Origin of the sequence: Neomoorella carbonis, assembly GCF_045278715.1 — a bacterium.
GTDB classification, from domain to species: Bacteria; Bacillota; DSM-521; order Neomoorellales; family Neomoorellaceae; genus Neomoorella; species Neomoorella carbonis.
This window is the reverse complement of sequence record NZ_CP136420.1, coordinates 1,446,740-1,462,648: the sequence shown is the minus strand read 5'-3', so window position 1 is coordinate 1,462,648 and position 15,909 is coordinate 1,446,740. Positions and strand designations below refer to the sequence as shown.

General features: G+C 55.2%; 12 protein-coding genes. 11 read left to right on the top strand and 1 reads right to left on the bottom strand.

The features are described 5' to 3' along the window. Positions 1–23: 23 nt before the first annotated feature. Positions 24–1,166 (bottom strand): PRK06851 family protein, encoded by a 1,143-nt coding sequence (locus MCACP_RS07555; RefSeq protein WP_062281918.1) that lies wholly within the window; start codon positions 1,164–1,166, stop codon positions 24–26. Positions 1,167–1,476: 310 nt separating this feature from the next. Between MCACP_RS07555 and MCACP_RS07550 the strand changes: the two genes are divergently transcribed. From MCACP_RS07550 to MCACP_RS07500, 11 genes are all read left to right on the top strand, one after another. Next, positions 1,477–1,677 (top strand): hypothetical protein, encoded by a 201-nt coding sequence (locus tag MCACP_RS07550; protein WP_084785452.1) that lies wholly within the window; start codon positions 1,477–1,479, stop codon positions 1,675–1,677. 1,102 nt (positions 1,678–2,779) lie between these two features. Continuing rightward, positions 2,780–2,965, top strand: coding sequence for a hypothetical protein (locus MCACP_RS07545; RefSeq protein ID WP_153018234.1), 186 nt, complete (start codon positions 2,780–2,782; stop codon positions 2,963–2,965). A gap of 237 nt (positions 2,966–3,202) precedes the next feature. Further along, a complete protein-coding gene (locus MCACP_RS07540; protein ID WP_406676180.1) occupies positions 3,203–4,147 on the top strand; it encodes a helix-turn-helix domain-containing protein in 945 nt (314 codons plus the stop codon). Positions 4,148–4,173: 26 nt separating this feature from the next. Beyond that, a complete protein-coding gene (locus MCACP_RS07535; protein ID WP_084785453.1) occupies positions 4,174–4,581 on the top strand; it encodes a type II toxin-antitoxin system VapC family toxin in 408 nt (135 codons plus the stop codon). A gap of 239 nt (positions 4,582–4,820) precedes the next feature. After that, positions 4,821–5,321 (top strand): type I restriction-modification system subunit M N-terminal domain-containing protein, encoded by a 501-nt coding sequence (locus tag MCACP_RS07530; protein WP_406676179.1) that lies wholly within the window; start codon positions 4,821–4,823, stop codon positions 5,319–5,321. Between the two features lie 19 nt (positions 5,322–5,340). Further along, positions 5,341–5,835 (top strand): HsdM family class I SAM-dependent methyltransferase, encoded by a 495-nt coding sequence (locus MCACP_RS07525; protein ID WP_062281934.1) that lies wholly within the window; start codon positions 5,341–5,343, stop codon positions 5,833–5,835. A 1-nt stretch (position 5,836) separates the two neighbouring features. Next, the gene (locus MCACP_RS07520) at positions 5,837–7,867 is read left to right on the top strand and encodes a type I restriction-modification system subunit M (RefSeq protein WP_406676177.1); all 2,031 of its coding nucleotides are present in this window, start codon (positions 5,837–5,839) and stop codon (positions 7,865–7,867) included. 2 nt (positions 7,868–7,869) lie between these two features. Continuing rightward, the gene (locus MCACP_RS07515; RefSeq protein WP_406676176.1) at positions 7,870–8,862 is read left to right on the top strand and encodes an AAA family ATPase; all 993 of its coding nucleotides are present in this window, start codon (positions 7,870–7,872) and stop codon (positions 8,860–8,862) included. A gap of 2 nt (positions 8,863–8,864) precedes the next feature. Then, positions 8,865–11,453 (top strand): S8 family peptidase, encoded by a 2,589-nt coding sequence (locus MCACP_RS07510; RefSeq protein WP_406676175.1) that lies wholly within the window; start codon positions 8,865–8,867, stop codon positions 11,451–11,453. Next, positions 11,450–12,892, top strand: a complete 1,443-nt coding sequence (locus MCACP_RS07505; RefSeq protein ID WP_406676173.1) for a restriction endonuclease subunit S — start codon at positions 11,450–11,452, stop codon at positions 12,890–12,892. The genes MCACP_RS07510 and MCACP_RS07505 overlap by 4 nt, the downstream gene beginning before the upstream one ends. After that, positions 12,889–15,909: a type I restriction endonuclease subunit R gene (locus tag MCACP_RS07500; protein WP_406676172.1), complete on the top strand. Its 3,021-nt coding sequence runs from the start codon at positions 12,889–12,891 to the stop codon at positions 15,907–15,909. Before MCACP_RS07505 ends, MCACP_RS07500 begins: the two co-directional genes overlap by 4 nt.

Sequence of the window (15,909 nt, the reverse complement as noted above, 5' to 3'; positions counted from 1 at the left end):
CGATCAGGAAGGGTTTCAAAGCTTTAGCTTGCTTTTATCAAGGTTTCAGGAAATTCAGAGGCATAGGTCAAAATCCGCTGCAGGACCTCCTGGCGTTTGGCGTTAATAGCCTCAAAATTCATGGCCGGTATATAGAAGGTCTCCATATAATCATGGGTTAACTTGGCCTGGCGGATGTAGGCCACGGCCCGGTCCAGGCAGGCCTGATAGCGGTAGGCGGCGCTGCCGATCTCGTGGGCATAAGTTGCCAGCTTATCCCGGTCGATATAGGCCGACAGGTTAAGTTTCATGGCCATAAGGTCCGGTAAAGACGAGGGATCGTAGGTATGCGGCGGCTGGACGTTCATGGCCGCTGCTTTTATTTCCGGTATAATAACCAGGTCGATATTCCGAGGATTGAAGGGGCAATGGTAAATCTCCGTATGCAGTCCTTTTTCATGGGCCAGGTCGGCGATACGGGCCAGCACCTGGGGCACGCCGGAGCCGGGCTCGCCAGAGATGGTATATAGCTGCTGCACATCCTGGAGCAGGGATTCTACATGGCCGGTAATGATGCCATCAGGGGTAATAGCCGTGGCAAAGAGGTGGCGCACCTTGGCCGGCCGGTCATAGCGTGGCGCTACACCGCTGAAAATGGCATGAAGCAGGTTGGCCACAGCCTTGTTTACCTGACTTTCAATCATGCACTCGGAAATATAGCTTTCCCACTCATCGCGGATAACCTTGGCTTCCCGGAGGGCACTGTAGGCTATCTGGAACAAGCGCGCCACCCGGGCGTTGGCTTTAAGGATTTCCTCTTTATGGGCCCGCATTTTGCTTTCATCCCAGTAGTCTCCCAGGTGAATAATCTCATCTACAGCACCGGGGTTCTTAGGATCAACGATATGGGGAGCCGTACCATCGATTAGAGCTACTTTAATGGCCGGGATGACCACGGCATCCAGGGAATTGTTATCGGAGGAGCAGCAGTGGAATTCTACATCATAACCTTTAGCCAGCATGGTTTCGCCGATTTTGCGCATGAAGGTGGACTTGCCCACCCCCGGCCCGCCTTTAACGACGAAGATCCGGGTGGCATCTGGTTCGATAATGTAATCATAAAAAGAATAAAAGCCCTCACAGGTATTGCCGCCGGGAAAAACCCTTCGCAACTTGCCCTGGCCCATGTTTTAACCTCCCTGTAAAACTAACTTTACTTAAATCTTATGCTTACGGTCCTAAATCTTTCCTGGTCCGAGAAGAATATGATGCCGGGATGCCGCTGTGACATCGCAAAAAGGACCTTCCTGCCTTGAAAGGGGAAGGTCCATGACTTTATTACCAGCATCGCAGCCACTTTGCATATAGCTTCAATTTTTTCCATCTGGCTACAGGAAGGCGTGAAGCGCGAGCAATGGTTGAGATCAGGACGTTCCTTGTGGTACAATTTTACAAATAGCACTGTTGTCTCTATACAGGACGTTTATGGAGGTGAAGGTGTTGCTAACCCCTGAAGTGAACGCGGATGAACTGAATTTGCCGGCAGAGGTAGCGCGAAAACTGAAAGGTAAGCGAGTAACCATCGTGGAGGTGCGCGAGGGATTTCTTCTCAAACCCGTGGAAGATCCAATTCGTGAGGCACGGGGGATTTTGAAGGGAAAGGGCTTTAACGTAGAAAAGTACCTGCAGTCCAAGTAATTGGAAAAGGATCGCTGCCAGCCTTGTAACTGCGGATCACCATGAGTTCGACCTTATTGCTACCAGGGAAGATATCGCGTTCCGCTGGATAAGGTGATTCCTTACTCCAAATAGCCTTTGTTTCAACACTCCTCACTGTTCAGGTGAGGGGCTTTTTTATTGCCAAAAAACTATCTTGCTGGGGAAGAGTCTGGTATACGTTTCCGCCGTCAGTTCATTTCCCATATTCTTCCTTAATTACTGTTTTTACCTTTTCGTTAAAGCGGAACCCATTCTGTTCCAGACTATCGAGGATTGGGTCGGTAGCTTCTCTGATTTCTTTCACACCGGGAAGTTCAGTTCCCTTTAGTACCACTTCATTTGATTAACAGTTCTTTTGGCAACTCGAGATCAATCCTTATAGTTTGGTCCGGCATTTTATCGCCTTCCGGTAATACTAACTTTAGTAAAATCATACCATAAGAGATACACGTCCTCAACTTTATGTTTATTATAATCCATCTGTGATATCGTCACCTTGAAAAAATCTGTAACAGAATCAATTCCCGATTTACGACTCGTATGCGGTTAAGATGCTCACATACCATTTGAATGGGAAAGGCAGGGAAGGGCTCTCGTATAAGCAGTTTGCGGCGGGCTTTTCAGCGTTGAAGGATGCCCTGGATTTTCCCGTGACCACTCGGCAACTCGACCGGTACCTGTGGTTGGCAGGCCAGGGCGGACCATCCAGGAAATGCTCATTGAAATCGATAGACAGCTGAGCATAATCGAAGAAACCGTAAGCAGAGGCTCAAGGCACCCCTGATCAGGAAGAATTTCCATCAAAAACCGTGTGTCACAGAAAGGCCGGAGTTCCCTTACGGCGAAAAGGATAAAGACGTGTCACACTAATTTTGCGGATTCCCCAGAACACCTGATAGAAAATATTTTCTAAGACGCCGCTTGTGTATGGTAATCTAAAAGTGACCCACTTTTAAGGAAATGGTAAACAAAAAGGAACCCACCCCCAACAAATCGAATCCTGCTGCTAATGGTCAGTAAACTTAGCAGCGGGAGGAAATCGAGGTGTTGGAGATGTCCAGCTAGATTATATCAGGGAGAGGTGACGACGTGCGAAAATGTTATCCACCGTCATTTTCCGCGGCGCGTGCTGAAACTGGTCATTCCCGGCCTGGTTCTGTTTCTCCTTCTCGGTCTGGCGGCGAAATCCGGCAGCATGGTTGTGGAACGAGTGGAGGTGCAGCAAACATTCTTTTGCGAAGATGATACAGGGCATACCTGCACCTGATGGCGGAGCTTAATCCCGTCCGTGCAGGGCTGGTAGAAGAGGTCTGGCAGTATCCTTTGAGCAGTGCCGCGGCGCACCTTGCGAACGGATCCTGCGGCCGCGCAAGAGCGGACCCAAAGGACCCCGGCGGACGAGGAACTGAGCAGATTGAGTATGGTGTCCCCCCTGATTTCCAATTATTCTTCGGCTTACAAAATGCAATATTTTTGATAGAATGTCAACCGGGGTGAAAAGGTGATGGTCAGAGAACGGCTCAGGCTGGCCCGGCGGACCGCTGGACTGAGTTTGCGGGAATTAGCCAACCGTGTGGGTGTGTCGCCTCAGGCCATTTCAAAGTATGAAGGAGGCTTAGACATACCAAGTTCCGGTGTCCTGCTCCGTCTGGCAGAGGCGCTCGGGGTCAAGGTTGAATATTTTTTCCGGACGCGTAGGGTGAACCTTTCCGTGCCGGCTTACCGTAAAAATTCTGCGCTGCGCCGCAAGCAAGAACAAACGGTCCTTGCCCAAATCCAGGGGTGGCTTGAACGATATCTCGAGATTGAAGCGCTTTTCCCGCCCGGCGACGCCGTACGCGGCTTTGTTTTACCGGAGGGCGTAAATCCCAGGATTACCGTGCTGGAAGAAGCGGAGCGGGTGGCGGAAGAGCTAAGGGCGGCCTGGCAGTTAGGCTTGGCCTCCATCGAAAACCTGACCGAACTTCTTGAGGATAAAGGGATCAAGGTTGGGTTGGTAGACGGTGTGGATGGCTTTGACGCCTGCACCTTCATGATGGAGGACAACACCCCGGTCATTGTTATGCGGCGTAGTCTTGCCGGCGACCGCCAGCGCTTCAATTTGGCCCACGAATTAGGGCACATTATTCTCCGGCCCGAAAAAGGGGCGAGTGCAGAGAAAGCGGCGCACCGGTTTGCCGGTGCTTTTTTAGTCCCCGCACTGGCGGCGCGCCGCGAATTGGGGGAGCAGCGGCAGGCGCTTAGCCTCTACGAACTGCATCATTTCGGAAGCGCTCGCCACGAATTTGTTCCGCGAATTTCGCCGCCGTGGTTGAGACCAGAAAGAACCAGGCGATGCTCTGCCCCCCGAGGAACCAAAGCGGATGGAACGGCTCGTGATGCGTGCGCTTGCGGAGGATCTGATCTCAGAATCCCGTGCCGCCGAACTGTTCGCCAAATCCCTGGCTAAATTTTGGCGGGAGGTGGCCGAGCGGCATGGCGGATTCCCGGCGGATCCACGCGAATGACACGAACATCTGGATTGACCTGTATGCCGGCGGGATTATTCACGAAGCGTTCCAACTGCCGCTTCGGTTTATCGCCCCTGATGTGGTTATTGCCGAATTACGGGTGCCCGATGGACAAACCCTGGTATCCCTCGGATTGCAGCAGGAGGAACTTGCCGGCGACGGGGTCCACCTTGTCATTCAATTAGCAAGCCGGTATCCCGCGCCCTCGCGCGTGGACCTTTTTGCCCTGGCGCTGGCCAAAGCAAGGGGCGCTGTTTTGCTAACCGGTGACAGGCACCTGCGGAAAGCCACGGAACAAGAGAAAGTATCAGTGCACGGGACGCTTTGGATACTGGACGAACTGGTTCGACAGCGGATCGTTACGCCCCAATAAGCGGCTCGAGCGCTGGAAAAGATGCGGGCGATGGGAAGCCGCCTGCCCCGAGCCGAGTGCGAACGTCGGCTGAGAAAATGGGGAAGAAGAGACGGTTGACGCTGTAAGGGCTTCGGCAGGAAAATGGCGGCGATTGGAGAATAAAACAAAAAACGGCCGTTACGGCAGTACGCTCCTTTACGGTTTGAACCTCTAAAAACCGGCTGTTTGGTAAACTGTTCATCCTGCAGGAGAAGGTTATGGCGAAAAGGAAAAGCGCGGTAAAAAACGGCAACGGCGACCTCGAATTCGCCAACCGGCTCTGGTCGGCGGCCAACCGGCTACGGGGCACGGGGGAGGTAGCCGAATACAAGCACATCATCCTCGGGCTGCTCTTTCTGAAATACCTCACGGACGCTTTTGAAAACCGGCACCGGTTCCTGACGCGCGCCGTTACCGACCCGGCCAATACGGAATACTACGTCAAGGAGGCGTCGGCGGAATACATCGCTTCCGTCGCTGAGGACAAGGACGAGTACCTGGCCGCCAACATCTTCTGGATCCCGCCCCAAGCCCGCTGGTCTTATCTTTTGGCGAACGCGCACCAGCCGCACCTCGGCCGGCTGATTGACGAGGCGATGGCCGCCATCGAAAAAGAGAACCCGAAGCAGTTGCGCGGCGTGCTCCCGAAGATCTACGCCCGCGCCGCCATTCCGGCGCAGACCTTAGGGGAAACTGCTGAACCTCTTTTCGGCGGTTGACCTGGTCAACGGCGATGCCGTGGCGCGGGATGTTCTCGGCCGGACCTACGAATACTTCATTAAGATGTTCGCCAAAGCCGAGGGGCACCGGGGCGGCGAGTTTTACACCCCGCAGTGCGTCGTGCGGCTGCTGGTCGAGATGCTGGAGCCCTACCGGGGGCGGGTCTACGACCCGGCCTGCGGTTCCGGCGGGATGTTCGTACAGAGCCGCAAGTTCGTCGAGGCCCACAACGGCAACCCGAACGACATCTCCATCTATGGGCAGGAGCGTAACGAGGCCACCTGGCGCATCTGCAAGATGAACCTAGCGATCCGGGGCATCCCCAACGAAAATATCCTGTTAGACGATACCTTTACTAACGATCTGCATAAGGACCTGCGCGCCGACTTCATCATCACCAATCCGCCCTTTAACATGAAGGAGTGGGGCGGCGAGCAGCTGCGCAAGGACAAGCGCTGGATGTTCGGCTCGCCGTCACTAGAAAGTATGCGACCTTTTTGGAGGAAAGTTTGATATGGAAAACGGCCAACTGACCTGGATCACCAATTTCATTTGGGGCATCGCCGACGACGTGCTGCGCGACCTCTACGTGCGCGGCAAGTACCGTGACGTCATTCTCCCGATGACCGTGATCCGACGACTGGATGCGGTATTGGAGCCCACCAAGCAGGCCGTGCTCAACATGAAAGCTTCGCTAGACAAAGCGGGGATCGTACACCAAGACGCTGCTCTGCGACAGGCCGCTGGTCAAGCCTTCTACAACACCTCCCCCTTCACGCTACGCGACCTCAAGGCGCGTGCCAGCCGCCAGCAACTGGAGGCGGATTTTCGCGCCTACCTCGATGGCTTCTCGCCCAACGTGCAGGAGATCATCGACAACTTCGAGTTCCGCAACCAAATCCCCCGCCTGGCCAAAGCCGACGCCCTGGGCACGCTCATCGAGAAGTTCCTCGACCCGTCCATCAACCTGAGTCCTTACCCTGTGCTCAACAGCGACGGCACCGTCCGGCTGCCCGGCCTCGACAATCACGCCATGGGCACCATCTTCGAGGAGCTGGTGCGCCGCTTCAACGAGGAAAACAACGAAGAAGCCGGCGAGCACTGGACCCCGCGCGACGCCGTGAGGCTGATGGCCCGCCTGATCTTCGAGCCGATCGCCGACCAGATCGAATCCGGCACCTACCTGCTCTACGACGGCGCCTGCGGCACCGGCGGAATGCTCACGGTGGCCGAGGAAACCCTGTTGCAGCTGGCGAAAGAACGTGGCAAACAGGTCTCGGTGCATCTTTTCGGCCAGGAGATCAACGCCGAAACCTACGCTATCTGCAAAGCCGACCTTTTGCTCAAGGGCGAGGGCGATGCCGCCGACAACATCGTCGGCGGGCCGGAGCATTCGACCCTGTCCAACGACGCTTTTCCCGGCCGCACCTTTGACTTCATGCTCTCCAATCCGCCCTACGGGAAGAGTTGGAAGAGCGACCTGGAACGCATGGGCGGCAAGGCTGGCATCAAGGATCCGCGCTTTGTCGTGCAGCACCGGGGCGAGGAGCTTTCACTGATTACCCGCACCAGCGACGGGCAGATGCTGTTCCTGGTGAACATGCTCTCCAAGATGAAGCACGACACCCCGCTCGGCAGTCGCATCGCCGAGGTGCACAACGGCTCGTCGCTGTTTACGGGGGACGCCGGCCAGGGCGAGAGCAACATCCGCCGCTGGATCATCGAGAACGACTGGCTCGAGGCCATCGTCGCCTTGCCGCTCAACATGTTCTACAACACCGGCATCGCCACCTACGTCTGGGTGCTCACGAACAGGAAGCCCGAGCACCGCAAAGGCCGCGTGCAGCTCATCGATGCCACGCAGTGGTACAAGCCCCTGCGCAAGAACCTGGGCAAGAAGAACTGCGAGCTGTCCGAAGAGGACATCCGTCGCATTGTTGATACCTTCCTCAAATTCGAGGAGACCGAGCAGTCCAAGATCTTCCCCAACGCGGCCTTCGGCTACTGGAAGGTGACGGTGGAACGTCCCCTGCGCCTGAAAGGCATCGACCCCGAGCGCGCCTACACACCCAAGGAGATCAAAGCGCTTCGGGAAACGGCCGAGCGTGCCGACGATGCACCGCCAGTCATCAAGAAAATTCACAAGCCTGGCACGGCGCCTGATCCTTTACGCGGGCTGTTTGATGTTGTCATCGGTGGCAAGCCGCGTGTGGTGGAATACGAGCCTGACACGGAACTTCGCGACAGCGAGCAGATCCCCTTCCTCGAGTGCCCGGCATGCCATCAGCCTGGCTACCTGCCGAGCCTGGAAGACCAGCGCACGGCCATCGAGACTTTTTTGCGCCGCGAAGTCCTGCCCTATGCGCCGGATGCATGGTACGACCCGGCAAGCGTCAAGGTGGGCTACGAGATCAACTTTAACCGCTACTTCTACAAGCCAAAGGCCCTGCGCACTCTGGAGGAGATCCGCGCCGACCTACTGGCGGTGGAGAAGGAGGCGGAAGGGTTGCTGGCGCAGATTATTAACTTTGAGAAGGGACAATAAACATGGCACGAGCTGATTTGATTTTGAACCTCGTAAAGGCTGCTGCACGGGGCGATCTGGCACAGTTTAAGAAAACCGTTGAGGCGCTGGCAGCAGACGAGCGGGCAAAGAATCACACTATTTTTGCTGATCAGCTCATTGCACAGCTCCACGTGGATGGTAATGGGCTCTCTCGCACTGTTCCACCAGCCACACGGATGCTCTCCGGCCCGTTTGTAGTTGAGGTTGTCCCGCGACGACATATTGAAGATCTGATCTTACCACTCGAGGCTGAACAAGCCGTTCGCGAACTGGTCGAAGAGCAGCATCGAGCCGATCTACTACGGTCCTATAATCTCGAGCCTCGCAACCGCGTATTGCTGATTGGACCGCCTGGAAATGGCAAGACATCTTTAGCAGAAGGAATCGCCGATGCCCTTGGTGTTCCGTTGTTAGTAGTTCGTTACGAAGCGGTCATCGGTAGCTACCTCGGAGAGACATCACAGCGTCTCGGCCAGGTTTTCGAATACGCTCGCACGCGACACTGTGTGTTGTTCTTTGACGAGTTTGATGCGGTAGGAAAAGAGCGCGGCGACCTTCACGAAACAGGAGAAATTAAGCGCGTGGTAAGTTCACTACTGTTACAGATAGACGCTTTGCCGAGCTATGTGGTTGTTGTGGTGGCAAGTAATCATCCAGAATTACTAGACCGAGCCGTATGGCGGCGCTTCCAAATTCGCTTGGAACTGCCAATGCCCATACAGCAACAGATCGAGGAATGGTTTAAGCGGTTCGAAAAACGTACGGGGCACAAACTTGGCTTAACTCCTCGTTATCTGGCAGAGAGACTGATGGGCCTGAGCTTTGCTGAAATTGAGGAATTTGGTACTGACATAGTTAGAAGAATTACTTTAAGTGGACCGGATGCAGACACCAAAAAGATTGCGCAGCAGGTCCTAAGTCAATGGATGAAACGGGCCACAGTAAAGACAGATAATACCGGAAAGAGGGACTGATTATGGCTGAACATCCCCTCCTTATATTTCCAGCCCCCTTACGCTCAGAACGACTGAAACGACTTGGCAGTGGTGGCAGGAAAGTCAAGTTACCTGATGCCCAGCAACAAGCCTCAAGGCTAGCACCCCAGTTTCAGCGCCTCCAAGAGGCAATGGAAAAGCAACGGCTCATCCTCCAAAGCACTTCGCTTGGAATTCAACCGGAACAAACATTAGTACTCGAGACCGTTGGCTCTGTTGAGCGCTTTATAAATGCAGTTAAAAAAATATCCGGTTTAGAATGGCTGGGTGAATTAGAACTCACTGATATAGATCCTGGTGACGGCTTCGAAGACGAAAGGGATCCAGACAAAAAACTAACGGGCCAATTGTTTCTCATTATGACAGACCAGCGTGCCCTCGATGAGTTACTAAGTCTGTTCAATAAATGGCGGGAGGATCCAGAAGCCCCATTTCCCAAGGGGCTTGCACCGATGAAGGACTTATTCCGCTATCACCTTCGCACCATTCGACCATGGGATGCTCAGGACCGCATAAGAGATACAGGTCTCTGGGAGGACTGGAAGGAAAGAATTGAACACGGTCAGGAAACGGTACCTTTTGAAGTCGAACTGTGGTATCGAAATGATCCTAATCGGCGGCAGAAAGCGAATGCTTATCTCGAAAATGTAGTTCAAACTCTTGGCGGCGAAATCACCAGCCAGTGTGTTATACCTGAAATTGCATACCATGGTGTATTGGGAAGAATCCCTATCAAGGAGGTGTCTCAATTTCTTTCGCAAGTCGACACATTGGCAGATTTCCGCCTCTTCCAATGCGAAGACATTATGTACGTGCATCCAGTGGGTCAATGCGCAATTCGCATGCCCGAGGATATGAATGAGACGCAACACATTGGTGAGTTGGTTGATAGTGTGCTTCCAAGGGGGGAGCCAATCGTTGCCTTGTTTGATGGCTTGCCTCTAACGAAGCATCGACTGCTCGATGGGCGACTAATCGTTGATGACCCGGATGGATTTGAAAGCGCCTATCAGGCCAAAGAACGTGTCCACGGTACTGCGATGGCATCGCTTATATGTCATGGCGACCTCAATGACCACGAAGCCCCCATGGAAAGACCTGTCTATGTTCGGCCTATTATGCAACCCCGTCGTGGATTTGACGGGCGATTCACCGAGGAAGCGATACCCGAGGGAATCCTGCCGATTGACCTGATACATCGAGCAGTACGGCGGTTGTACGAAAGCGACGGAGGGGAAGGCCCGGTAGCGCCGAGCGTTCGCGTAATCAATCTGTCGATAGGTGACCGCTCGAAGCCATTGGATCGCATGATGAGTGCGTGGGCACGCCTGCTGGACTGGCTTTCATGGAAGTATAACATCCTATTCGTGGTAAGCGCGGGCAACCATCCCCATGATATTGAGTTGGATGTCCCACGCACACATTTTCCAAACCTGACCGCTGACGAGCGAGAAAAAGCTGTGATCAAAGCCCTTGCATTAAATACACGGCACCGTCGTCTCCTATCACCCGCTGAGACGATCAACGGGCTTACAATTGGATCTGCCCATGCAGATGCTTCATCACCATCGCAAAATTTCAATCTGATAGACCCCTTTACACGAATGAATATCCCGAGCGTATACAGCGCCCATGGACCTGGGTACCGTAGAAGCATCAAGCCAGACATTCTTTTGCCCGGTGGGAGGCAATTCCTTCAAGAAAAATTGGGTAATACGCATCGCAACGCCGTTCTGGAAACAACTTCTTTTGTCTCACCTCCTGGACAGTGTGTCGCCGCTCCTGGAGCACAGGGCAGGTTAGATCGCACATGGTACATGAGAGGCACGAGCAATGCCGCGGCCTTGGCCTCGCGGTGGGCTAATCGCCTGTATGAGGTTCTTGAGCAGCTACGCAAAGAGTTCGGTGCACAAATCCCGTCGGAATACGACACAGTGTTAATAAAGACCCTTCTCGTACATGGTGCAGATTGGGTGGATATTAGGACTTTGTATGAATCATGCCTACGTAATCCCCAAAATAGCCGAACATTCAGAGAGTATGTTACCCGATTTATAGGTTATGGTTTTGCAGATGTCACAAAGGTACTAGCTTGTACAGATCAGCGCGTGACCATTGTGGGTTTCGGGAAACTAGAAGATGGACAGGCCGATGAATTCCGTCTTCCACTTCCACCGAGTCTTTCAGCAAGAAACGTCAAACGACGTTTGACGATTACTTTGGCATGGCTTACTCCAGTGAACAGTAGACATCATAGGTACCGGATTGCTCATCTGTGGTTTGATCCTAAAAACATTGTTGTACCAGACCGTATAGATGCTGATGGCCGCGCCGTACAACGAGGTACCGTCCAGCATGAGGTGCTAGAAGGCGAGCAGGCTGCAGACTTTCAAGATGGGGATGCCATCGTAATCAAGGTGAACTGCCGTGCCGATGCCGGAGATATCCCAGAGTCTATACGCTATGGATTGGCAGTGACATTGGAAGTTGCGGAGGATATCGCAATCTATCAAGAAGTGCGCGAGAGGCTGTATATTCGTATTCCGGTGCACGGAGGAAGTACCACATGATCACCAACCTCAAACCCTACCTCGCCTACAAAGACTCCGGCGTACCCTGGCTGGGCGAGGTGCCGGTACACTGGGAGGTCAAGCCGCTCAAACGCTGGGTGAGCATAAATGCGGAAGTCCTACCGGATACTACCGCTGCCGACTACCAATTCCGATACATCGATATCGGCACAGTAGGTACTGGTTTTCTAATCCGAGAACCACAACAGATGCGATTTGGCGACGCGCCTTCCCGCGCTAGACGGGTTCTCCGCAGGGGGGACACCATTGTCTCCACCGTGCGAACTTATCTGAAGGCGGTCTACCATGTCGATAGAGACGTAGACGCATTGGTGTGCTCAACTGGCTTTGCTGTCCTGACCCCCGGCCCCGGAACACAGCCGAGGTACGTGAGTTACCTAGCGCAGAGTAGTCCCTTTACCGACTGCATCAGCGCAGAATCCGTTGGTACCGCTTATCCGGCAATCGCCGAGAGCCGACTTAGCTCATTCCATGTACCGGTGCCGACCCCGTGGGAACAATCCGCCATCGTCCGCTTTCTCGATTACATGGACCGGCGGATACGGCGATACATCCGAGCCAAGAAGAAACTGATCAATCTGCTGGAGGAGTACAAGCAGGCCCTTATCCACCGCGCCGTCACCGGCCAGATCGACGTCCGCACCGGCCAGCCATACCCGGCCTACAAGCCCTCCGGCGTGGAATGGCTGGGCGATGTGCCGGTTCATTGGGACATCGTGCCAAACCGTGCAGTGCTCCGACTAAAGAAACACTTGGTTGGCAAGGCATCCACAGATTACACGTTGCTATCTCTTACGAAAGGCGGCATCGTTGTTCGCGACCTTGAAAACCCAGAAGGCAAATTCCCGACGAGTTTCGATACTTACCAAGTCGTTGAGCCCGGTGACATTATCTTTTGCCTGTTTGATATCGATGAAACACCTCGAGCGATAGGTCTATCATCACTCCATGGCATGATTACGGGTGCTTACACGGTATTTGAGTGCACTGATCCAGTCGTCGGGGCTTACGTCTATTTGTTCTATCTCGCAATGGACAACGGGAAATTCTTAAAGCCTTTGTACACAGGACTCCGCAAGGTCATCACCAAGTCCGCATTCTTGACGGCCAAGATGCCATTACCGACCAAGGAAGAACAAACCGCCATCGTAGAGTACCTCGACGCCCAGACGACCAAGATCGACGCTGCCATTGCTGCCGCTCGCCGCGAAATCGAACTCCTGCGCGAATACCGCACCCGCCTCATCGCCGATGTGGTCACCGGCAAGGTGGATGTTCGCGAGGTGGCGGCACGGTTGCCGGAGGAGCCGGCTGAGGAGGAAGCTGAGTTGGAGGACACAGAGGAGACAGCGGAAGGTGAGGCGGCAGATAATGAGGCCGCCGCAGAAACTTTCTCTGAGGAGGAAGTTGAACCATGACCCCTACCGACATGAGCGAAGCCGGGCTCGAAACTCTGATCTGCCGGGCGCTGACTGGCAGCGACTGCGTACCCCGACCTGCCGGCACTCCGGCGTTCGTTGCCGAGACGCCGGCACCCTACGGCGGTGTGGGTTGGTTCCCCGGCGATCCGGCCGATTACGACCGGGAGTACTGCGTCGATCTGGTTCAGCTTACGGCCTTTCTGCGTTCGACGCAACCGGAGGTTGCCGAAGCGCTCGATCTGGATAACGACAGCCCCACACGGCGGAAGTTTCTGGCGCGGCTCCAGGGCGAGGTGAGCAAGCGCGGGGTGGTGGACGTATTGCGCAATGGGATTCAGCACGGGCCGCACCGCATCGAGCTTTTCTACGGCACGCCTTCGCCTGGAAACGAGCAAGCGCGGGCACTCTATGAGCAGAACCGCTTTACCGTCACGCGCCAGCTCCGTTACAGCCGCGATGAGACGCAGCGGGCGCTGGACCTGGTGCTCTTCATCAACGGCCTGCCGGTTTTCACTTTCGAGCTCAAGAACCGCCTCACCAAACAGACGGTGCACGACGCCATCGAGCAGTACAAGCGTGACCGCAACCCGCGCGAAAAGCTATTTGAATTGGGGCGGTGTGTGGCGCACTTCGCCGTGGACGAAAACGAGGTGTGGTTCTGCACCCACCTTCAGGGCAAGGCGTCGTGGTTTCTGCCCTTCAACAAGGGATGGAACGACGGCGCGGGCAATCCTCCCAATCCGCATGGGCTCAAGACCGATTACCTGTGGCGGGAGATACTCACCCGTGAGAGCCTGACCGACATCCTCGAAAACTACGCTCAACTCGTTGAGGAAAAAGACCTCAAGACCGGCAAGAAACGGCGACGGCAGATCTTCCCCCGCTATCACCAGCTCGACGTGGTGCGAAAACTTTTGGCGGACGCGGCGGCAAACGGCGTGGGCCGGCGCTACCTTATCCAACATTCCGCCGGCAGCGGCAAGTCCAACTCCATCGCCTGGCTGGCCCACCAGCTAATTGGTCTTGCGAAGGACGGAAGACCCGTTTTCGATTCCATTATCGTGGTGACCGACCGGCGCATCCTGGACCAGCAGATCCGGGACACAGTCAAACAGTTTGCCCAGGTGAACGCCACGGTGGGGCACGCCGAGCATTCTGGCGACCTGCGGCGCTTCATCGAGAGCGGCAAGAAGATCATCATCACGACGCTTCAGAAGTTCCCGTTCATCCTCGACGAAATCGGCAACGAGCACCGTGGGCGCCGTTTTGCGATCATCATCGACGAGGCGCACTCGAGTCAGGGCGGCCGTACCTCGGCCAAGATGAGCATGGCCTTGTCGGAGGCCGGTGCCGAGGACGAAGACGAGACCTTCGAAGACCAGATTAACCGGCTCATGGAAGCCCGGAAGCTTTTGCCGAACGCCAGCTACTTCGCCTTCACCGCCACCCCTAAGAACAAAACGTTGGAGATGTTTGGTGAACCCGACCCGCAGCCCGACGGCACGGTGAAGCATCGCCCGTTCCACAGTTACACCATGAAACAGGCCATTCAGGAAGGGTTTATCCTGGATGTGCTGGCCCACTATACACCGGTCAAGAGCTACTATAAGCTCATTAAGACCATCGAGGACGACCCCGAGTTCGACGTCAAAAAGGCGCAGAAGAAGCTGCGCCGCTTTGTCGAGAATCACGAGTACGCCATCCGGCTCAAGGCCGAGATCATGGTGGACCACTTTCATGAGCAGGTGATCGCCAAGGGCAAGATCGGCGGCCAGGCGCGGGCCATGGTGGTGACCGGCAGCATCGAGCGAGCTATTCAGTACTTCCATGCCTTCAAGGCGTACCTTGCCGAGCGCAAAAGCCCCTATCGGGTGATTGTGGCCTTCTCGGGTGAGCACGAGTATGGCGGTCAACGGGTCACCGAGGCCAGCCTTAACGGCTTTCCCTCGAACCAGATCGCTGACAAGCTCCGGGAGGACCCGTATCGGTTTTTGATCTGCGCCGATAAGTTCCAGACCGGCTATGACGAGCCGCTCCTGCACACAATGTACGTGGACAAGGTGCTCTCCGGGGTCAAGGCAGTGCAGACACTTTCGCGCCTCAATCGCGCCCACCCCCAGAAGCACGACACCTTCGTCCTCGATTTCGTCAACGACCCGGAGACGATCCGAAAGGCCTTCGAGCCATACTACCGGACGACCATCCTCGCCGACGAAACCGACCCGAACAAGCTGCACGACCTTAAGGCCGACCTTGATGGCTACCAGGTGTACGCGCCTGAGCAAGTTGATGAACTGGTGCGGCTCTACCTGAGCGGGGCCGACCGCGACCAGCTCGACCCGATCCTCGACGCCTGCGTCGCCACCTACATGGAGCATCTCGACGAGGACGGTCAGGTCGACTTCAAGGGCAAAGCCAAGGCGTTTCTGCGAACGTATAACTTTCTATCTTCGATCCTCCCCTACACCAACGCCGAGTGGGAGAAGCTATCGATCTTCCTCAACTTCCTGGTGCCCAAGCTGCCGGCGCCGAAAGAGGAAGACCTCTCAAAGGGCATCCTCGAGGCGATCGACATGGACAGCTACCGGGTCGAAAAGCAGGCGAGCATGAGGATCGCGCTTCCCGATGCGGATGCCGAAATCGAACCGGTGCCCGCTGTGGGTGGTGGACACAAGCACGAACCGGAGCTCGACCGTCTCTCTAACATCATCAAGGCTTTTAACGATCAGTTCGGCAACATTCCCTGGACCGACGCCGATCGGGTGCGCAAACTGATCACCGAGGAGATTCCTGCACGCGTAGCGGCCGACACAGCCTACCAGAATGCACGCAAGCATTCCGACAAACAAAACGCACGCATCGAGCACGACAAGGCCCTCGTTCGGGTGATGACCGCGCTGCTCAAGGATGACACCGAGCTGTTCAAGCAGTTCAGCGACAATGAGTCGTTCCGTCGCTGGCTGACCGATACGGTATTCGCACTGACCTACAGCGAGCCTGGCAGCGCGAGGTAG